General features: G+C 69.9%; 17 protein-coding genes. 10 read left to right on the forward strand and 7 right to left on the reverse strand.

Translation table 11 applies throughout. The annotated features are described in order from the left end of the window. The first annotated feature begins 5 nt into the window (after nucleotides 1-5). From WJM96_RS06245 to WJM96_RS06275, 7 genes are all read left to right on the forward strand, one after another. Nucleotides 6-3,617: a hydantoinase B/oxoprolinase family protein gene (locus WJM96_RS06245; protein ID WP_424811570.1), complete on the forward strand. Its 3,612-nt coding sequence runs from the start codon at nucleotides 6-8 to the stop codon at nucleotides 3,615-3,617. Continuing rightward, complete coding sequence (locus WJM96_RS06250; protein WP_424811571.1) at nucleotides 3,614-6,436, forward strand: AsmA family protein; 2,823 nt, start codon at nucleotides 3,614-3,616, stop codon at nucleotides 6,434-6,436. The genes WJM96_RS06245 and WJM96_RS06250 overlap by 4 nt, the downstream gene beginning before the upstream one ends. Before the next feature lie 46 nt (nucleotides 6,437-6,482). After that, nucleotides 6,483-7,424, forward strand: a complete 942-nt coding sequence (locus WJM96_RS06255) for a DUF1796 family putative cysteine peptidase (protein WP_424811572.1) — start codon at nucleotides 6,483-6,485, stop codon at nucleotides 7,422-7,424. A gap of 114 nt (nucleotides 7,425-7,538) precedes the next feature. Continuing rightward, nucleotides 7,539-8,927, forward strand: coding sequence for a M20/M25/M40 family metallo-hydrolase (locus tag WJM96_RS06260; protein ID WP_424811573.1), 1,389 nt, complete (start codon nucleotides 7,539-7,541; stop codon nucleotides 8,925-8,927). Between the two features lie 88 nt (nucleotides 8,928-9,015). Then, nucleotides 9,016-9,993 (forward strand): Bug family tripartite tricarboxylate transporter substrate binding protein, encoded by a 978-nt coding sequence (locus WJM96_RS06265; RefSeq protein ID WP_424811574.1) that lies wholly within the window; start codon nucleotides 9,016-9,018, stop codon nucleotides 9,991-9,993. Nucleotides 9,994-9,995: 2 nt separating this feature from the next. Further along, nucleotides 9,996-10,862 (forward strand): FAS1-like dehydratase domain-containing protein, encoded by an 867-nt coding sequence (locus tag WJM96_RS06270; RefSeq protein WP_424811575.1) that lies wholly within the window; start codon nucleotides 9,996-9,998, stop codon nucleotides 10,860-10,862. Next, nucleotides 10,859-12,058, forward strand: a complete 1,200-nt coding sequence (locus WJM96_RS06275) for a CaiB/BaiF CoA transferase family protein (RefSeq protein WP_424811576.1) — start codon at nucleotides 10,859-10,861, stop codon at nucleotides 12,056-12,058. Before WJM96_RS06270 ends, WJM96_RS06275 begins: the two co-directional genes overlap by 4 nt. Here the strand turns inward: WJM96_RS06275 and WJM96_RS06280 are convergent. Beyond that, complete coding sequence (locus WJM96_RS06280) at nucleotides 12,055-12,306, reverse strand: hypothetical protein (protein WP_424811577.1); 252 nt, start codon at nucleotides 12,304-12,306, stop codon at nucleotides 12,055-12,057. The two genes, WJM96_RS06275 and WJM96_RS06280, sit on opposite strands and share 4 nt — an antisense overlap. A gap of 63 nt (nucleotides 12,307-12,369) precedes the next feature. Between WJM96_RS06280 and WJM96_RS06285 the strand changes: the two genes are divergently transcribed. Further along, the gene (locus tag WJM96_RS06285) at nucleotides 12,370-13,254 is read left to right on the forward strand and encodes an HpcH/HpaI aldolase/citrate lyase family protein (RefSeq protein WP_424811578.1); all 885 of its coding nucleotides are present in this window, start codon (nucleotides 12,370-12,372) and stop codon (nucleotides 13,252-13,254) included. Here the strand turns inward: WJM96_RS06285 and WJM96_RS06290 are convergent. The 5 genes from WJM96_RS06290 to sdhC all read right to left on the reverse strand — a co-directional run bounded on the left by WJM96_RS06290 (nucleotide 13,247) and on the right by sdhC (nucleotide 17,345). Next, nucleotides 13,247-13,669, reverse strand: a complete 423-nt coding sequence (locus tag WJM96_RS06290; RefSeq protein ID WP_424811579.1) for a DUF1489 family protein — start codon at nucleotides 13,667-13,669, stop codon at nucleotides 13,247-13,249. The two genes, WJM96_RS06285 and WJM96_RS06290, sit on opposite strands and share 8 nt — an antisense overlap. A 116-nt stretch (nucleotides 13,670-13,785) precedes the next feature. After that, nucleotides 13,786-14,568, reverse strand: coding sequence for a succinate dehydrogenase iron-sulfur subunit (locus WJM96_RS06295; protein WP_424811580.1), 783 nt, complete (start codon nucleotides 14,566-14,568; stop codon nucleotides 13,786-13,788). A 3-nt stretch (nucleotides 14,569-14,571) separates the two neighbouring features. Further along, on the reverse strand, nucleotides 14,572-16,383 hold the full coding sequence (gene sdhA / locus WJM96_RS06300) for a succinate dehydrogenase flavoprotein subunit (protein ID WP_424811581.1): 1,812 nt from the start codon (nucleotides 16,381-16,383) through the stop codon (nucleotides 14,572-14,574). Nucleotides 16,384-16,494: 111 nt separating this feature from the next. After that, nucleotides 16,495-16,902, reverse strand: a complete 408-nt coding sequence (gene sdhD, locus WJM96_RS06305; protein WP_424811582.1) for a succinate dehydrogenase, hydrophobic membrane anchor protein — start codon at nucleotides 16,900-16,902, stop codon at nucleotides 16,495-16,497. A 5-nt stretch (nucleotides 16,903-16,907) separates the two neighbouring features. Continuing rightward, the gene (gene sdhC / locus WJM96_RS06310) at nucleotides 16,908-17,345 is read right to left on the reverse strand and encodes a succinate dehydrogenase, cytochrome b556 subunit (protein WP_424811583.1); all 438 of its coding nucleotides are present in this window, start codon (nucleotides 17,343-17,345) and stop codon (nucleotides 16,908-16,910) included. Nucleotides 17,346-17,561: 216 nt separating this feature from the next. Between sdhC and WJM96_RS06315 the strand changes: the two genes are divergently transcribed. Together WJM96_RS06315 and WJM96_RS06320 are read left to right on the forward strand one after the other, a co-directional pair. Continuing rightward, entirely contained in the window at nucleotides 17,562-18,584 is a 1,023-nt protein-coding gene (locus WJM96_RS06315; protein WP_424811584.1) for a Bug family tripartite tricarboxylate transporter substrate binding protein, read from the forward strand. 1 nt (nucleotide 18,585) lies between these two features. Continuing rightward, on the forward strand, nucleotides 18,586-18,975 hold the full coding sequence (locus WJM96_RS06320; protein WP_424811585.1) for a hypothetical protein: 390 nt from the start codon (nucleotides 18,586-18,588) through the stop codon (nucleotides 18,973-18,975). Between the two features lie 91 nt (nucleotides 18,976-19,066). On the opposite strand, the gene WJM96_RS06325 is transcribed toward WJM96_RS06320, so the two are convergent. Next, complete coding sequence (locus tag WJM96_RS06325) at nucleotides 19,067-19,327, reverse strand: hypothetical protein (protein WP_424811586.1); 261 nt, start codon at nucleotides 19,325-19,327, stop codon at nucleotides 19,067-19,069. Between the last annotated feature and the right edge of the window lie 234 nt (nucleotides 19,328-19,561).

Consider the following 19,561-nt stretch of genomic DNA (forward strand, 5'->3'; position numbering starts at 1 on the left):
TTGGGATGAACCTGGGTAAGTGGCAATTCTGGATCGACCGCGGCGGTACCTTCACCGACATCGTCGCCCGCCACCCCGATGGTTCGCTCTCGACGGCCAAGCTGCTTTCCGAGAACCCGGAGCGGTACAAGGATGCGGCCGTGGCAGGCATCCGCCAGATCCTGGGCCTGCCGGCCGGCGCCCCCCTGCCCGAGGGGATGGTCGAGGCGGTGAAGATGGGCACCACCGTCGCCACCAACGCCCTGCTCGAGCGCAAGGGCGAGCGTGTGCTGCTGCTGGTCCCGCACGGCTTCGCCGACATGCTGCGCATCGGCAACCAGGCCCGCCCCCGCCTCTTCGATCTGAACGTGAAGCTGCCCGAGCTGCTGCACGAGCGCGTGGTGGAGATCGGCGGCCGCGTGGCCGTGGACGGCACCGAGATCGAGCCCCTCGACGAGGCCGCCGCGCGGGCGGCGCTGCAGGCCGGCTATGACGAAGGTATCCGCGCCGTCGCCGTCGTGCTGATGCACGCCTGGGCGCATCCGGAGCATGAGAAGCGCGTCGGCGAGATCGCGAAGGAGATCGGCTTCCCGCAGATCAGTCTCTCGCACCAGGCGAGCCCGCTGCCGCGCATCGTGCCGCGCGGCGACACTACGGTGGTCGACGCCTACCTTTCGCCCATCCTCGGCCGCTACGTGCAGCAGGTGGCGGGCGAGCTGGGCGGCAACACGCGCCTCTACTTCATGCAGTCCTCGGGCGGCTTGGCGGAGGCCAGCAGCTTCCAGGGCAAGGACGCCATCCTCTCCGGCCCGGCCGGCGGCATCGTGGGCGCGGCGCGCACCGCGGCCATGGCGGGCTACGACCGCATCATCGGCTTCGACATGGGGGGCACCTCCACGGACGTCGCGCTCTATGCCGGCGCCTTCGAGCGTGCCTTCGAGACGGTGGTGGCGGGCGTGCGGATGCGCGCGCCGATGATGGCGATCAACACGGTCGCGGCCGGGGGCGGCTCCATCCTGAAGTTCGACGGCGCGCGCTACCGCGTCGGGCCCGAGAGCGCGGGCGCGGTGCCGGGCCCGGCCTGCTACCGCCGTGGCGGGCCGCTGACGGTGACCGACGCGAACGTCATGGTCGGCAAGATCCAGCCCAAGCACTTCCCCGCGATCTTCGGCCCCAATGGCGACCAGCCGCTCGACGCCGGGATCGTGCGCGAGAAGTTCGCCGCGCTGGCCGCCGAGATCGCGGCCACGACGGATACGAGGCCCTCGCCCGAGGAGGTCGCGGAGGGCTTCCTGCGCATCGCCGTCTCCAACATGGCGCATGCCATCAAGCAGGTGAGCCTGCAGCGGGGCTATGACGTCACGAAATACGCGCTGGCGTGCTTCGGCGGCGCGGGTGGGCAGCATGCCTGCCTCGTGGCCGACGAGCTGGGCATGGAGACGGTGTTCATCCACCCCTTCGCTGGCGTGCTCAGCGCCTATGGCATGGGCCTCGCCGACCAGTCGGTGATCCGTCAGGCCGCCATCGAGAAGCCGCTTGAGGTGGATGCCATCGCGGCGCTTGAGGCGCGGCTGGCCGAGCTGGAGGATGAGGGCCGCCAGGAGCTCGCGCGCCAGGGCGCCGATCCCGCGCGCCTCCAGGCCGCGCATCGCTTGCACCTGCGCTATGCCGGCACGGATTCCTTCCTGCCCGTTGCCTTCGGCGCCTATCGCGACGTGCTGCGCGAGTTCACCGAGGCCCATCGCGCGCGCTTCGGCTTCGCGACGCCCGAGCGCGAGGTGGTGGTCGAGGCCGCGCTCGCCGAGGTCACCATGCCCGGCGAGGCCGTGCAGGAGGACAAGCTCGCGGAGCGCGCCTCCCACGAGGCGATCCCGCTGCTCGACCGCGTCACGCTCTTCGCGCAGGGCGCTGCGCATGATGCGCCGGTACATGACCGCGAGGCACTGCGCGCCGGCGACGCCATCCGCGGCCCCGCCCTGATCCGCGAGGCCATCGCGACCACGGTGGTGGAGCCCGGCTGGGAAGCGCGGGTGACGCCGCTGGACCACCTCGTCCTGCACCGGATCGAGGCCCGCGCCGCCGCCCGCCTCGCCGCCGAGGGCCGCGTGGACCCGGTGATGCTGGAGCTGTTCAACAGCCTCTTCATGTCCATCGCCGAGCAGACGGGCACGGTGCTGCAGAACACCAGTCTCAGCGTGAACATCAAGGAGCGGCTGGACTTCTCCTGCGCCATCTTCGACGCCACGGGCCAGCTGGTGGCGAATGCGCCGCACGTGCCCGTGCATCTGGGCGCGATGGGCGAGAGCGTGCGCACCGTCATCCGCCAGCGCGGCACCACGCTGCGGCCCGGCGACGTGGTGGCGCTCAACAACCCCTATAATGGCGGCACGCACCTGCCGGACGTGACGGTGATCACGCCGGTCTTCGACGAGGCCGGTAAGGAGATCCTCTTCTTCGTCGGCTCGCGCGGGCATCATGCCGATATCGGCGGCCTCACTCCCGGCTCCACCCCGCCCGGCTCCTCCACGCTGGAGGAGGAGGGCGTGGTGATCGATGACTTCCTGCTCGTCGATGCCGGCCATTTCCGCGAGAAGGAGTTCCGCGAACTTCTCGGTTCCGCGCGCTATCCCGCGCGCAGCCCGGACGTGAACGTAGCCGACGTGAAGGCGCAGATCGCCGCCAACGAGACGGGCGTGCAGGAGCTCCGCCGGGCCGTGCGCGAATTCGGCCTCGACGTGGTACGCGCCTATATGCGCCACGTCATGGACAATGCGGAGGAGAGCGTGCGCCGCGTGCTCTCCACGCTGAAGGATGGCCGTTTCGAGACGGTGACGGATGACGGCACGCCGCTCGTCGTCTCGGTGCGGGTGGACCAGGCGAACCGCAAGGCCGTGATCGACTTCACCGGCACGGGGCCCGAGCGGCCGGACAACTTCAACGCGCCGGCGGCGGTCTGCCGCGCCGTCGTGCTCTACTGCTTCCGCAGCCTGGTGGGCGAGGACATCCCGCTCAACGACGGCTGCCTGAAGCCGCTGGAGATCGTGGTCCCGCCCGCGAGCTTCCTGAGCCCCACGCCCGGCCGCGCCGTGGTGGCGGGCAATACCGAAGTCAGCCAGGTGACGTGCAACGCGCTGCTCGCCGCGCTCGACGCCTGCGCCGCCGCGCAGTCCACGATGAACAATTCGCTCTTCGGCGACGCGACCTACCAGTATTACGAGACGATCTGCGGCGGCACCGGCGCCGGCCCCGGCTTCGACGGGACCAGCGCCGTGCAGACGCACATGACCAACACCCGCATGACCGATCCGGAGATCCTGGAGATGCGGTACCCGGTGCGGCTCGAGGAATTTTCGATCCGGCGCGGCTCGGGCGGCGCGGGGCGCTGGCGGGGCGGCGACGGCACGACGCGGCGCATCCGCTTCCTGCGGCCCATGCAGGCCGTGGTCGTGGCATCGCGCCGCAACGTCGCGCCGCACGGGCTGCATGGCGGGGCGAATGGCGAGCCGGGCCGCCAGTGGGTGGACCGCGTGGACGGCAAGCGCGACGTCATCCCCGGCAATGCCGGCAAGGCCGACCTAGCGGCGGGCGACATCCTCGTCGTCCAGACGCCGGGCGGCGGCGGCTGGGGAGCGGCTTGAGCCGCGGCTTCGTCGCGCGCGGAGGGCTCCTCGCCCTCCTGCTGGGCCTGCTCGCCTTTGCCGCGGCAGCCGCCTACGCGCTGCCGCGCTGGCTCGACTGGGACAAGCATCGGGAGGCGCTGGCGGCCATCGCCTCCCAGCGCCTGGGGCGACCCGTCTCGCTGGAGGGGCCGGTCAACCTGCTGCTGCTGCCCCAGGCGCGGCTGGAGGCGTCGCGGGTCGTCATCGGCCCCACCTCCGACGGCATCCGGATGTCGGCGCGCGGCCTGCGCCTGCGCCTCGACCTCGGCGCCCTGCTGCTGGGACGGCTGGAGGTGCGGGAGCTCGCGCTCGTCGGCGCCGAGATCAAGCTGCCCTGGCCGCCCGGTTCGCTGCCCGGCCTCACGCCCTTGCCCTGGCTCACCGGGCTGGATGCCCGGCTTGAGGACAGCCGCATCGAGATCGGCGGCGCGGTGGTCGAGGGCGTCAACGCGCATCTCACGGCCGGCGCCTATTCCGAGGCGCTGACTGCCGAGGGCGCCATGAACTGGCGCGGCCGGCCCGTCCGCTTCCAGGCCACGCTGGGCCGCGCGGGGGATGACGGCGTCGCGCCGCTCGACGTCACGGCCATGCAAGGCGGGCTGAACCTTCAGGCGCGGGGCGTGCTGCTGAGCGAGGGCGGCTTCGAGGGCCGCCTGGAGATCGCCGGCCCCGACCTCGCGGCCCTGCTGCCGGCACCGCCCGGCGCCTTCCGCGCCACTGCGCAGCTGGCCGCCGGCGCCGAGCAGCTGAACGCGACCCGGCTGGCGCTGGAGGTTGGCGGCCAGACCGTGCGCGGCTCCGCCCAGCTCCGCCTGGGGGTCGATCCGCGCTTCGATCTCTCGCTGACGGCGCCGCGCGTCGAGGTGGAGCCCTGGCTCCTGGCGCTGCGCGGCGCGGGGCCGCAGGCCTTCCCCGTCTCGATCGACCTCACCGCCGAGGGCGCGGTCCTGGGCGCGATGCAGCTGCGCAAACTCCGCGCCTCGGTCTTCCTGCAGGCCGACCGCCTCACGCTCGGCGACGTCTCGGCGGAACTGCCGGGCGAGACGAATGTGGAGCTGTCCGGCGCCAGCGCCGGGCCGCGGCTGGATATCGGCCTGCGCTGGCGCTCCGCGCGCCCAGAGCTGCTGGCCGAGCTGCTGGGCGTGCCCTTCCGCACCGTCCTGCCGCGAGGCGCCTCGGAGGGGCAGCTGCGTCTTTCCTGGGAGGGGCCGCAATTCGCGGTCACGGAGCTCACCGCACGGCTGGGCGGCACGCGCGTCACCGGCGGCTTCGTCTGGCGGCAGCAGGCGCGGCCGAGCCTGGCGCTGGGGCTGGACGTGGACAGCCTCGATCTCGACATGACGCCCGGCGGCCTCCTGGCCGCGCTGCGCGAGGCGCGGGCGGCCTCCGACCTGCAGCTGCGCGTGGGGATCAGCCGGCTCGACCTCGGCGGCTCGGTCTGGGAACGCATCGCGCTGGACGGCGCCGCCGAGGCGAACCGCGTGGTGCTGCGCCGCCTCGCGGCCCGGCATCTGGGGCTCGACCTCGCCGCTTCGGGCACCGTGGCCGACAACCGCATCGCCGACCTGACCCTGGAGGCCGAGGGCGTGGCGGGGCCGCTGCTGAGCCGGCTGGGCCTGGAGCGGCCGGCGCTGGCGGCGACGCCCGTGCGGCTGCGGGCCTCGGGCGGCGGGCCGCTCGACGCGCTGGCGCTGCGCGTGGAGGGCGACTTCGCCGAGGCCCGGCTGGAGGCCCAGGCCACCATCGACCAGCCGCAGGAACGCTTCCAGAGCACGCTGACGCTGCGCCATCCCGGCGCGGCCCGCATGTTCGGCACGCTCGGTCAGCGGCAGGCCCCGGCCTGGATCGGAGAGGGCTCCTTCTCGCTTATCGCCCCCATCACGGGGCGGCGGGGCAGCTGGACGGCGGAAAGCCTGGAGCTGGTGGCCGGCGGCCTGCGCGGCCGGGGGCAGCTGGCCCTCAACACGGCCGCCGAGCGCCCCGCGCTCAGCGGGCGCTTCGCCTTTGAACGCCTGCTGCTGCCCAGCTGGCGCGGCGCCGAGCTGACGCGCTGGCCGCCGCTGGACTTCGACCTTGCACTCTCCGCCGAGAGCCTGCAGCCAGAGGGGCTGCCGACGCTGGAGCAGGCTTCGGCCCATCTGCGGGGCGACGGCCAGGCCGTGAAGCTGGAAGATTTCCGGGCGGCGCTGGGTGGCGGCACGGTCGAGGGCAGCCTGGCTTGGCAGCGCACCGACCAGCCGCGCCTCGCCCTCGCGGGGCGCTTCGCGGACATCGTGCTGACGGGGCCGCTCACGGACCGGCCGGTGGATATCGGCTCCGGCCGGCTCTCGGGCGAGCTCGATCTCCGCAGCGGCGGCCATGCGCCTGAATCCGTCATCGCCGGGCTTACGGGTACCGCCCAGGTCACCTTGCGCGACGGCGTGGTGCTGGGCCTCGACAGCGCGGCCGCCGCGGCGGCGCTGGGCCAGTCCAACCCGCGCGACGTGGAAAGCACGCTCCGCACGGCGCTCTCCGGTGGGGCCACGCCGGTCGAGCGCGGATCGGCGAGGCTCACGATCGAGAATGGCCGCGTGAACTTCACCGAGGCGACGCTGAGCGGGGAGGGGGGGCTGCTGCTCGGCCTCGCGGGCCAGATCGACCTGCCCCGCGACGTGCTGGACCTCAACCTCACCCTGCCGGTGGCCGAGGGCGCGCCGGAGACCGGGCTGCGGCTGACGGGCTCCAGCCGCACCCCCCGCCGCCTCGTGCAGATCGCGCCGTGGCTGCGCTGGCGCGCGGAGCATCCGGCCCTGCCGTGACGGGGAGCCCTCCCGGCGCGGATTTCATGGGTTATGATGCAATTTGGTGACCTTCGAGGGGTACGGCGTGGATCTCAATCAGGCTCAGGAGCCCGCGGCGCTCGATGACGCGCAGATGCGGCGGGTTATCGAGAGCCTCTACCTCGGCATCCTTGAGCGCCCGGGCGAGCCGGAGGGCGTGGAGGGCCACCTGCGGGGCATCCAGGCCCAAGGGGGCCTAGCGGCCCTGCCCGGCCTGTTCCGGATCTTCGTCGGCAGCGAGGAGTACAAGGCACGCACCCGGGAGGGCGCCTATACCGACCTGATGACCCGCCTGCCCAGCCAGCAGGCGGTACAGTCCTTCCATCACGTCATCGGCATCGGGCGTGCCTGCGCGACGGCCTCCATTCTCCGCCGCTGGAAGCTGCGGGCAGCCAGTGGGCCCTTCGACTGGCTTCACTCCAGCGCCGAGGTCGTAGAGCACGCCATCGCCGACGATTTCGCGACCTTCCTCGACCGCTCCCAGTACGAGGATTTCCGGCCCGCCGACGAGCGGCTCGGCCTGCGGACCCAGCACCGGCTCTACGGCTCCATGATGAGTCCGGCCTATTCGCCGGTCTTCAATCATCACAACCCGTTGCGGAACGACGAGGACTACCGGACCTTCGCCCGCCATGTGGATCACTTCCGCCGGGCGATCCACGGCCCTCACCGGTGCCTGCTGGTCTATATCGCGCCGAACGAGGGGGATGAGCGGCAGGCGGTCGAGCGGCTGATCGGCTTCTTCGACCGGCGCATGCCCAACATCACCCTGAACGCCTTCCTGGTGGACCTGCCCGATGGCGGCCTGGTTCCGCGCGTGGCCCAGCTCGGGGACTACGGCCGGCATCGCATCCTGCACTTCGCCCCCACCTCCCAGCTTTTCGCGACCGGCTTCAACGGGCTGGTGGACGAGGTCGCGATGATCCGCTGTTTTTCGATCTACGACTTCGACCTCATGGCGAGCTGAGGGGCTGCCCGCTCCCGGGTTGTAGCCGGCCTGCATGTTACATCCCGGCGTCCATGGACGCGTGCCCCGCCCTGGGGCAGTTTCCCATCCCGGAAAAAGTTTGGAGTCCTACACATGGCAACCCGGGATCAGGCACTCGCTCTCGCCGCCGCGAAGTTCGATGACGGCGGGCTGAAGGCGCGTCTGGCCGATTTCGTCGCCATCCCCTCGACGGCGCAGGACGAGACGATGGAGAAGCACCTCCATCGCTACCTCGACCAGGCGATCCGCCCCTGGGTCGAGGGCATGGGCTTCAAGGTTCGGATTCATCCCAACCCGCTGCCCGATTTCGGTCCCATCCTGACCGCCGAGCGCATCGAGGACCCCGCCCGCCCCACCATCCTGCTCTACGGCCATGGCGATACGGTGCGCGGCCTGGACGAGCAGTGGAGCCCCGGCCTCAAGCCCTGGGAGCTCATCGAGCGCGAGGGCAAGTGGTACGGCCGCGGCACGGCGGACAACAAGGGCCAGCACGTCATCAACCTGATGGCGCTAGAGGCCGTGCTGAAGGCGCGCGAGGGCAAGCTCGGCGCCAATGTGAAGCTGGTGCTGGAGATGGCGGAGGAACGCGGCAGCCGGGGCCTGCGCGAATTCGTGGCGCTCAATGCCGAGGCCCTCTCCGCCGATGCGCTGATCGCGAGCGACGGCCCGCGCGTGATGCCGGAGATCCCGACCATCGCGACCGGCACGCGCGGCACCTTCCATTTCGACCTGGTCGTGAAGCTGCGCGACGGCGGCGTGCATTCGGGCCATTGGGGCGGGCTGACGACCGACCCGGCGGTGATCCTCGCCCATGCCATTGGCACGATGATGGACCGCAACGGCAAGATTCTCGTCCGCGACTGGCTGCCCCGGAACGGCGTGCCCGCCGATGTGCGGGGCGTGCTCGCCGGTTGCGAGGTTGGCGGCGGGGCCGAGGCCGCGACGATCGACGAGGGCTGGGGCGAGCCGGGGCTGACGGCGGCCGAGAAGATCTACGGCTGGAACAGTCTCATCATCCTGGCGATGATCAGCGGCCGGCCGGAGAACCCGGTGAACGCCGTGGCGCCGGACGCACGCGCGCATTGCCAGATCCGCTACACGGTGGACAGCGACCCCGCCGGCTTCGAGGCCGCGCTGCGCCGGCACCTCGACGTGCATGGGCTGGAGGTCGTGAAGATCGAGAATGCCGGGATCCGCATGCCGGCCTCGCGCACCTCGCCCTCGCACCCCTGGGTGGTCTGGGCGCGGGAGAGCATGGAGCGCTCGCTCGGCAAGCCGGTGCAGGTGATCCCGAACTCGTCCGGCGGCCTGCCGGGCGATGTCTTCGTGGATCACCTGAACGTGCCGCTGGTCTGGGTGCCGCACAGCTACAATGGCTGCAAGCAGCACGGCCCGGACGAGCATCTGCTGCCCGGCCCGGCGCGCGAGGGGCTGCTGGCCTTCGCCGGCATGTGGTGGGATGTCGGCGAGAAAGCCGCTTAGTCCTTATACGGAGGTTTTCCTTCGCCTTTGACGGCGGCGGCGTTCCGGCACAGAGTTCCGGTCAAATATAACGCCGAGGAAACCTCCCATGACGTTCCGCGTCCCGCGCCGCGCCGCGCTCGGCGGTGCTTTCGCCCTGGCCGCGCCTGGCCTCGCCCAAGCCGCCTATCCCGACCGGCAGATCCGCCTTGTCGTGCCCTATGGCGGCGGCGGGCAGACCGACATCGTCTCCCGCGTCACGGCAGAGGCGCTGCAGCAGCGGCTGGGCCAGCCCGTGCTGGTGGACAACCGGCCGGGCGGGGCGGGGAACACCGCGGCTGAGGCGGTCGTACGGTCGCCGGCCGATGGCTATACGGTGATGATCGCGACGATGGGGACGAATAGCGGCCTCAACGCGCTGCTGTACCGGAACCTGTCCTATGACTGGGAGAAGGATTTCCTCCCGGTCGGCCAGTTCTGCTCGACGGCGCATGCGGTGGTCGTGCACCGCTCCATCCCGGCCGAGGATTTTCCTGCGTTGGTGGGCTGGATCCGCGCCAATCCCGGCAAGTTCAATTTCGCCTCGGCGGGCGTGGGCGCCAGCACGCACCTGCTGATGGAAGATATCGGCGCGAACCTCGGCCTCGACATGGTGCACGTGCCCTATCGCCAGAGCACCCAGGCCATGACGGACCTCCTCTCCGGCCGTATCCACGCGCGCTGCATGGGGCTGCCGGAGGCCGAGACGGTCCGCAACGTCGCAAGCGTCCGCCCGCTCGCCATCACCAGCGCCGAGCGCCGCGACGAGTGGCCCGGCGTGCCGACGGTGGGCGAGAGCATTCCGGGGTTCACGGGCCTCGCCTATTTCGGATTGACCGTGCGCACGGGCACCCCGCCCGAGGCCGTGCAGCGCATCTCCGCCGCGCTCAACGACGCGCTGCAGGATCCGCGCGTGCGCGCCGGCTATGCCCGCGTCGGCGCCGATGCGGCAGCGCGCAACACGCCCGAGGATTTCTACCGCGTCACCCGCGCCGATGCCGAGCGCTGGGGGCCCCTGATCCGACGTCTCAACCTGGTGGCCGACTGAACATGGATTTCACGACTGCGATCGAAGCGGTGAAGCGCGACTGGCTGGGCCATGTGCGCGTCACCGAGGACGACGTCTCGCCCAGCATGCTGCGGCGAATCGCCGCGATGCTGGACCTCGACCCCGACGCTTATCCGCGGGGGGCGCTGCTGCCGCCGCACTGGTTCTCCATGTTCGCCTGCGAGAGCGCGCGGCAATCGGACATCGGCCCCGACGGGCACCCCAACAAGGGCGTGATCCTGCCGCCCATCCCGCTGCCGCGCCGCATGGGCGCGGGCCGCCGCGTCCGCATCCCCGGCGAGCTGCGCGTGGGCGACGCGCTGGTGAAGAAGGCCGAGGTCGCGGCCATCGAGCCCAAGCAGGCCCGCACCGGCACCATCTGCGTGCTGACCATGCGTAACACCTTCGAGGTGGGCGGGAAGGTGGTGGCCGTGGACGAGTTCGACGCGGTGTATCGCGAGGCCGTGCCGCCCGGCACCAAGTCGCCCGTTAACGAGGGCGTGGCGGCCCCCACGGACGCCGCCTGGAGCGAGACGAAGCACCTGCCGCCCACGCTGGTCTTCCGCTACTCGGCCATCACCTGGAACGCGCATCGCATCCACTACGATGCCGACTACTCCCGCGCCGAGGAGGGCTATCCCAACACGGTGCAGAATGGCGGGCTGACCATGCAGCTGCTGCTGGACGCTGCCGTGCGCAACGCGCCGGCCCATCGCCTGGCCGGGATCGGCGCGCGGCTGACGCGGCCCATCTATGTGGGCGACACCGTCACGCTGGTCGGCACCGCCGTGAAGGAAGGCCGGATGGAGGCCTGGGTCGCGGATCGCGACGGCAGGCTCTGCGCGCAGATGGAGCTCGATTTCGCATGAGCGGACCCCTGGATGGCGTGAAGGTCGTGGACCTCACCACGGTCGTCGTGGGGCCGATCTGCACGCGCACGCTCGCCGACCAGGGGGCGGAGGTCATCAAGGTCGAGGCGCCGGGCGGCGATATCCTGCGGTTCCTGGCCGCCGGCAGCCGCACGCCGGCGATGAGCGGCAAGTTCATCAACTTCAACCGCAACAAGCGCAGCGTGGGCCTCAACATCAAGCGGCCCGAGGGGCTTGCCGCGCTGAAGGCGATGATCGCGAAGGCGGATGTCTTCGTCAGCAATGTCCGCCCGGCGGCGCTCGAGCGGGCAGGCCTGGACTTCGCCGGGCTCTCCGCCATCAACCCCCGGCTGATTCATTGCAGTATCCTCGCCTTCGGGCGGGGCGGCCGCTACTTCAACCGGCCGGCCTATGACCCGGTGATCCAGTCGCTCTCCGGCGTCGCGGGCACTTTCCACCGCGCGATGGGCGAGCCGCGCTTCGTGCCCATGGTGATGACGGACCACACCACGGGCCTCATCGCCGCGCAGAGCATCGGCTTCGCGCTCTATCGCCGCGAGAAGACCGGCATCGGCGAGGCGATCGAGGTCCCCATGTTCGAGAACATGGCGAGCTTCGTGACCAGCGAGCACCTGGGCGCCGCCACCTTCGACCCGCCCGAGGGGCCGACCGGCGATGGCCGTCTGCTCAGCCCCTACTACCGCCCGCTGCCGACCAAGGACGGCTACATCACCGCGCATCCCAACAGCAACGCGCAGGCCTTCGCCTTCCTGGACGCGATCGGCCGGCCGGAGCTGAAGGAGGACCCGCGCTTCTGCTCGCCCATCGCGCGCACGCACCATGCGGCCGAGTTCTTCGAGCTCCGCTGCGAGGCGCTGAAGGAGAAGACCACGGCCGAGTGGATCGAGATCTTCACCGCCGCCGACGTGCCGGTTGCGCCCTACAACAGCATCGACGACCTGCTGGCGGATCCGCATCTGCAGGATGTGGGCTTCTGGAACTTCGACGACCACCCGACCGAAGGCCGCATCCGCCGCACCAGCGTCGCCAACAAGTTCAGCGGCGGCATGCGGGAGGAGGTGCTGCCCGCCCCGCAGCTCGGCCGCCACACGCGCGAGGTGCTGCAAGAGATGGGCTACGACGAAGAGGCCATCGCCGCGATGCTGGAAGCGGGCGCGGCCTTCGAGGGAACCTAGCAGCCGTAGGTCTGCATGCAGCTCAGCCGGTTGAACATGCAGCGCTGCAGGCAAGCGGAGCGGTTGGTGGGCGTGAAGGCCGGCGCGCCGGGACGAGTGCTCCACAGCGGCGGGCACGCGAGCTGGCAGGAGCCGTGCATGCGCTCGCAGCCCGCGCGCAGCGGCGCGGCGCAGGAGCGTGGGGCGCCCTTCTGCGCGAAGGCGGCCATGGGCGCCAGCAGCAGCGCCACCACGCATATCCCCCGCATGATCGACCTCCCCGGGCTATCGCGCGGATGCTCCGGGACTAGGATGGCAACCCGAAGGCGGAGATGCCCGCCACAGGAGTGAAGCCCATGCCCGCGCCCAACTGGCGATCCCTGCTCTTCGTGCCCGCGACCGCCGAGCGCTTCGTCGCCAAGGCCCATACGCGCGGCGCCGACGTCATCATCCTCGACCTCGAGGACAGTATCCCGCCCGGCGAGAAGCAGGCCGCCCGCGATGCGCTGGCCCATGCCGCGCGCACCGTGAACCAGGCGGGCGCGGAGGTCTGCGTCCGTATCAACCGGCCCATGGAGATGGCGGTCGCCGACATCGCGGCGGCGGTGATGCCGGAGGTCTCCATCCTCATGCTGCCCAAGGTGATGGGCCCCGAGCATGTGAAGCTGCTGAGCGAGGTGGTGGCGGCCCGCGAGGCGCTGCTGGAGCTCCCGAACGGCCACACGCGCTTCATCGGCGTGGTGGAGACGCCGGCCGCGCTGCCGGCGCTGAACGCCATCGCCCTGGCCGACCCGCGCATGGCCGCGATCGGCGTGGGCACGGAGGACCTCTGCACCGAGCTGGAGGCCGTGCCGGGCGCCGACACCATGTACGTCTTCGGCATGATGGTGGTAGCCGCGGCGCGCGGGGCGGGGATCCTGCCCATGGGCTCGGTCGGGAATTTCGCCGATTTCTCGGACCTGGAGGGTTACCGCGCCTCGCTGCAGCGCTCGCGCAAGCTGGGCTTCGGCTGCACGGCCTGCATCCACCCGCTGCACGTGCCCATCATCAACGAGGAATACGGCCCCTCGGCGGCCGAGGTGGACCGGGCGAGGCGGCTGATCACGGCCTTCGAGGAGGCCATCGCCAAGGGGCTGGGCGCCGTCGCCTTCGAGGGCGCGATGATCGACCTGCCGGTGGTGGAGCGGGCGCGGAAGGTGCTGGCGAGAGCTAGATAAGCCGCGCCTCGCGCAGCGCCGCACGCAAATGCGGCGGAAGGGCCTCGATGCCCGGCGCCATGCTGTGGTCCGCGAGGTCGGGCGGCGCGGCGTCTGGCTCGAGGTAGCGCCAGCCCTGGAAGGCCTTGGTGGCGCGCGCCGCGACGGGCACCAGGACCGGGTCGAGCACGATGCCGGTGCAGGGGGTGCCGTCCTCCATCGTGTCCTCCATGAGGTCCACGATGCGCTGCCGCGCCTGGATGAAGCCGCCGATCACCCAATAGATGCTGCCGCCGCCCAGGATCTCTTCCCGGCGCTTGGGGCGGTTGCGGGTGCGGTGGCGCAGGGGGGCGTGCGTGATGGCGCGCTCGGCCTGCCAGGCCTGCAGGCCCGCCACATCCTTCGAGCCGACGGAGAGCTTGATGAGGTGCAGCATGGGGAATGAATGGGCCCGGGCAGGGAGTCGGGCAAGGGGCAAGGCCCCCTTAGCCACCCCCGGGACTATCCGGCCGCGAAAAGCGGCCGGCGCCTGAGGGCGTTAGCGAGGCAGGGCTAACCCTGCCTCGTGACCATGAGGTTCTTGATCTTGCCGATCGCTTCCGCGGGGTTTAGCCCCTTCGGGCAGGTCCGCGTGCAGTTCATGATGGTATGGCAGCGGTACAGGCGGAACGGATCCTCGAGATCGTCCAGGCGCTTGCCGGTCGCCTCGTCGCGGCTGTCCGCGATCCAGCGATAGGCCGCGAGCAGCACCGCGGGGCCGAGGTAGCGGTCGCCGTTCCACCAGTAGCTGGGGCAGGATGTGGAGCAGCAGAAGCACAGGATGCACTCCCACATGCCGTCGAGCTTGGCGCGCTCCTCCTTGGACTGGCGGCGTTCCTCATCCGGCGGGGCCGGCGTGTCGGCCTGCAGCCAGGGCTCGATGCTGCGGTACTGCGCGTAGACCTGGCTCAGGTCCGGCACCAGGTCCTTCACCACCGGCATGTGCGGCAGCGGGCTGATGCGGACGTCGCCGGTCACCTCGTCGATGGGCTTCAGGCAGGCCAGCGTGTTCAGCCCGTCGATGTTCATCGCGCAGGAGCCGCAGATGCCCTCGCGGCAGGAACGCCGGAAGGTCAGCGTGCTGTCGACCTCGTTCTTGATCTTGATGAGGGCGTCCAGGACCATCGGGCCGCACTTGTCGAGATCGATCTCGTAGTTGTCGGTCCGCGGGTTCGCGTCGTCATCCGGATCCCAGCGGTAGATCTTGAAGGTCTTGACCTTCGTCGCGCCGGCTTCGGCCTTGTAGGTCTTGCCGGCGGTGACGGTCGAGTTCTTGGGAAGGGTGAAAGTGGCCATCGATCAGTACACCCGCGGCTTGGGCGGAAACACCTGGACCTCATTGGTCAGCGTCCGCATCTTCACGTCACGATAGTCAAGCTTCACGTCGCGCTTGTCGTTCACCCAGGCGAGCGTGTGCTTCATCCAGTTCACGTCGTCGCGCTCGGGGTAGTCCTCCTGCGCGTGGGCACCGCGGCTCTCCTTGCGGGCCTCGGCGCCGACGACGGTGGTGAGCGCGTTGTCGATCAGGTTGTCCAGCTCCAGCGCCTCCACGAGGTCGCTGTTCCAGATGAGCGAGCGGTCGGCGACGCGGATGTCGCCGTAGCCCTGCGCCACCTTGGCCATCTTCTCCACGCCCTCCTTCAGCAGTTCGGAGGTGCGGAAGACCGCGGCGTGCGCCTGCATGGTCCGCTGCATCTCGAGCCGCAGGTCGGACACGCTGGTGCCGCCCTTGGCGTGGCGCACGCGGTCCAGGCGGTCGAGCGCGTTCTCGCCGGCCTTGGGCGGCAGCGGCGGCTGGCTCGCGCCCGGCTTGATCGTGTCGGCGGCACGCAGCGCGGCCGCGCGGCCGAAGACCACGAGATCGAGCAGCGAGTTGGTGCCGAGGCGGTTCGCACCGTGCACCGAGACGCAGGCGGCCTCGCCGACGGCCATGAGACCGGGGACGATCGCGTCCTGGTCCTGCGCGGTCGGGCGCAGCACCTCGGTGTGGATGTTCGTGGGGATGCCGCCCATGTTGTAGTGGACGGTCGGGAGCATCGGGATGGGCTCCTTCGTCACATCCACGCCGGCGAAGATCTTCGCCGTCTCGGAGATGCCGGGCAGGCGCTCATGCAGCAGGTCCGCGCCCAGGTGCTCCAGATGCAGGTAGATGTGATCCTTCAGCGGGCCGACGCCGCGGCCTTCGCGGATCTCCATGGACATCGCGCGGCTCACGACGTCGCGGCTGGCGAGGTCCTTCGCGGTCGGCGCGTAGCGCTCCATGAAGCGCTCGCCCTCGGAGTTCGTGAGGTAGCCGCCCTCGCCGCGCGCGCCCTCGGTGACGAGGCAGCCGGAGCCGTAGATGCCGGTCGGGTGGAACTGCACGAACTCGTTGTCCTGCAGCGGCAGGCCGGCGCGCAGCACCATGCCGCCGCCATCGCCCGTGCAGGTGTGGGCCGAGGTGCAGGAGAAGTAGGCGCGGCCGTAGCCGCCTGTCGCCATCACCACGGTCTGCGCGCGGAAGCGGTGGATCGAGCCGTCCTCGAGGCACCAGGCGGTGACGCCGCGGCACACGCCCTCATCGTCCATGATGAGGTCGAGCGCGATGTATTCGACGAAGAACTCGCAATTGTGCTTGAGCGACTGCTGGTAGAGCGTGTGCAGGATCGCGTGGCCCGTGCGGTCGGCTGCGGCGCAGGCGCGCATCGCCGGCGTCTTGCCGTAGTCCTGCATGTGACCGCCGAAGGGGCGCTGGTAGATGCGGCCGTCCTCGGTGCGGGAGAAGGGGACGCCGAAATGCTCGAGCTCGATGATCGCGGGCACGGCCTCGCGGCACATGTACTCGATGGCATCCTGGTCGCCGAGCCAGTCCGACCCCTTCACGGTGTCGTACATGTGCCAGCGCCAGTCGTCCTCGCCCATGTTGCCGAGGGAGGCGCCGACGCCGCCCTGTGCAGCCACGGTGTGCGAGCGCGTGGGGAAGACCTTGGTGATGCAGGCCGTCTTGAGGCCCGCGGCGCCCATGCCGAAGGTGGCGCGGAGGCCCGCGCCACCGGCGCCGACGACAACCACGTCGTAGGTATGATCCACGACGCGGTACGCGCCGAAGGAGGGCTTGCTGATGGCGTTCATCGACCCGATCCGCTCTCTGGCGCACGGGTGGCAGCCGTGCGCTTCAAAACAATCCGCCGGAACATCCCGGCCCGAATGGCGGCGCGTCGCGCCGCCCGAAACACGACCCCCTTAGAGGGCGAAGGCGATCCGCAGCACCGAGAAGACGCCGGCGAGCGCCAGCAGTGCGCAGGCGCCCTTGACGATCAGCATCACGATGATGCGCTGCATCTCGTTGCGAACGTAATCCTCGACCACGACCTGGATGCCGTTGGCCATGTGATGGAAGGTCAGCAGCAGCAGCGCGACCAGCAGCACGGCGTTCACCGGCGTCGCGATCCAGATGAGCGTCTCCAGGTAGGAGGCGCCAGCCAATCCGATCATGCTTAGCACGAACCAGATGGTCAGCGGCAGCAGCGCGATGGAGGTGACGCGCTGCATCCACCAATGATGCGTGCCCGACTTGGCGGAGCCGAGGCCCCGCACGCGCCCGAGCGGGGTGCGGAGGGCGGTCTGCGAGGAGGAGGTGTCCGTGGCCATTCCGATCAACCCCAGAAGATCACGGCGAAGATCCAGGTCAGGACCGTCAGCGCGACGGTGCCGATGACCAGCATGCGGCCGGTGCGATAGACCGAGGGGATGTCGAAGCCGTAGCCCGCATCCCAGGCGAGGTGCCGGATGCCGGCAAGCGTGTGGTACCAGGCGGTGGCCGTGAGTCCGAAGAGGATCAGCAGGCCGAGCCAGGAGGACATGAACCACTGCACGCGGGCGAAGGCGACCTCGCCCGTCGCGGCGGCCATGAGCCACCAGATCAGGAGCAGCGTGCCACCGGCCCAGGCGCAGCCCGTGATGCGATGCATGATCGAGGTGGCACTCGTCATCTGCATCATGTCGTAGACCTGCAGATGCGGCGAAAGCGGGCGGCGAACGATCTTGCCGTCCGTGCGGCGGCCGATCATGCCGGCCTCGCGCGGGTCACTCATGCGCTTTTCGCCTTCATCTCGAAGCAACTCCGGGCCTTGGATATTGCGCTCCTTCTAGGCTCGCCTTCGCAGTTGCGTCAATCCAACCAAGCCTTTGCATCAGTTGCGAATAATTCGCAAAGCGAGGGGCGATGCGGGACTGGCTGAGGCGCCCCGGGGAAATTCCGGGTTGACCGCGGCGCGCCGGGGCGGGAGTTTGCCTGCACTACAAAGGCTTTGCACGAACAGGATTTCGCCTTGATTTCGCGGCATGTTTTCGGCGTGAAACGGGAACGCCACCGCCGGGTCGTCGGCGCCGCGCTGGCCATGCTGCTGGCGCTGGCCAGCGCCCCCGCGCATGCACAGCCGGCGGCGCCGGATGCGGGCATTCGCCTTCTCGTCGGCTTTCCGCCCGGCAGCGGCGTCGACGGGATCTCGCGTGTCTTTGCCGAGGCGCTCGGCCGACAGCTCTCCCGGCCCGTGACGGTGGAGAACCAGACGGGCGCGCGTGGAAACGTGGCGGCGGCGGAGGTTGCGCGCGCGACTCCGGATGGAAATACGCTCGGCGTCGTGACCGCGACGACGGTGATTTTGACGCGGCATCTATCGCGCCAGCTGGGCTATGACCCACAAGCAGACCTGACCCCCATCAGCAGGTTCGCGAGCCTGCCCCTGCTGCTGCTGACGGCGCCCGGATCGGGGGTGCGCACGGTCGCTGATCTCATCGAACTTCTCAAAGCAAGACCAAGCACTTGCGGCACTCCGGGCGCGGGCACCGCGCAGCATCTGGCGCTGGAACTCCTGCTCCGGTCGACGGGTGCGCGCTGCGACATCGTGCACTTCCGCGGCATCTCGGGCGCACTTCCGGAATTGCTCAGCGGGGAGGTGCAGGTCTATGTGGAGGCCGCTGTCATTGGATTGCCATTGGTGCGGGAAGGGCGGGTCAAGTTGCTCGCCGTCACTTCCCGCTCACGATCGGCCCTGTTGCCCGAAACCCCGACAGTGGCGGAGACGGTCGCCGGCTATGAAGCCGAGACCTGGCTCGCGCTGATGGGTCCACGGGGATTGGCCGATTCCGTCCTTTCCACTCTGGAGACAGCAGCCATTGCGGCGGCGCGCGATGCCGTGGTGGTTCGAAGGCTAAGGGCCTTGTCCGCGGAACCCATCGGGGGGAATCGGGCGGAGCTTGCAGCCACCATTCGCGCGCAGGATTCGATATGGGGGCCGGTGGCCAGAGCCGCCGGAGTGACCGCTGATTGACGTGACCGCCCAAGCCACCATCCCCCGCAAGCTTGGCTACAAGCCCGGCATGGTGTGCTCTGTCCTCGAACCGCCGGCGGGCCTGAAGCATGGCCTGCCCGCGACCTCCGCCTCCGAGCCGGAGCTGATCCTGGCCTTTGCGACCGACCGTGCCTCGCTGGGCCGCGTCGTGAACCGCGCGCTGGATCTCTACGGCGTGGGCGGCCGGCTTTGGTTCGCCTATCCGAAGAAGAACGGGCCCGTCCGCTCCGACCTCGACCGCGACCATGGCTGGGAAGCGCTGGCGCAATCCGGCCTTCTGCCGGTAACGCAGGTGGCCCTCGACGATACGTGGTCCGCGCTGCGTTTCCGTCTGCGTGAGGAAATCCCGACGCTCGCCCGCAAGGCATAACGGCAGGGCGCTTCGCGCCCGGCCTCGAACGGAAAACGGCGCCCTCGCATCGCTGCGGGGGCGCCGTTTTCGTTTCAGCGGAACGCGTCGCTCAGTGGCGGCAGGCGGCGGGCGCCTCGGTCCCCTTGCTCGACGCCACGAGGTTGCGCCAGGTCAGCAGCAGCGGGCTATCCGACCAGCCCTGCAGGCTGCCCATCCAATCCCGGGCCGCGGTCATCACCCGCGCGTCCGGCGCGGCGCAGAGGACGGCCGTACCGGCATGGCGGCTCGATAGTGCCGTGCCGGCCGGACCGAGCAGCGGCAGGATCGCCAGGCAAGAGCCGGCCAGGATGAGGGAAAGGGTACCACGCATATTCAAGCGCTCCGCGAAGGACCAGCTCTGATGAATATTCAAAAAGAGAGACAATCATCAAAAAAGCGCAATCTCTGGCGTGCCTAACGCGTGCGACGCCTTGAGCGGCCTGAGGGTAAACGTAACCAGAAAAATAAAGAGAACAAAGCCTCAAAAATAAAATCAGTGAGAAAAGTATCAAAAATAAGATAATGCGTTGGATTCTGACGCTTAGAAGTCGTCGATTGCTTCATG

The sequence above is a fragment of the Roseococcus sp. YIM B11640 genome, from assembly GCF_049727625.1.
Classification (GTDB): domain Bacteria; phylum Pseudomonadota; class Alphaproteobacteria; order Acetobacterales; family Acetobacteraceae; genus Roseococcus.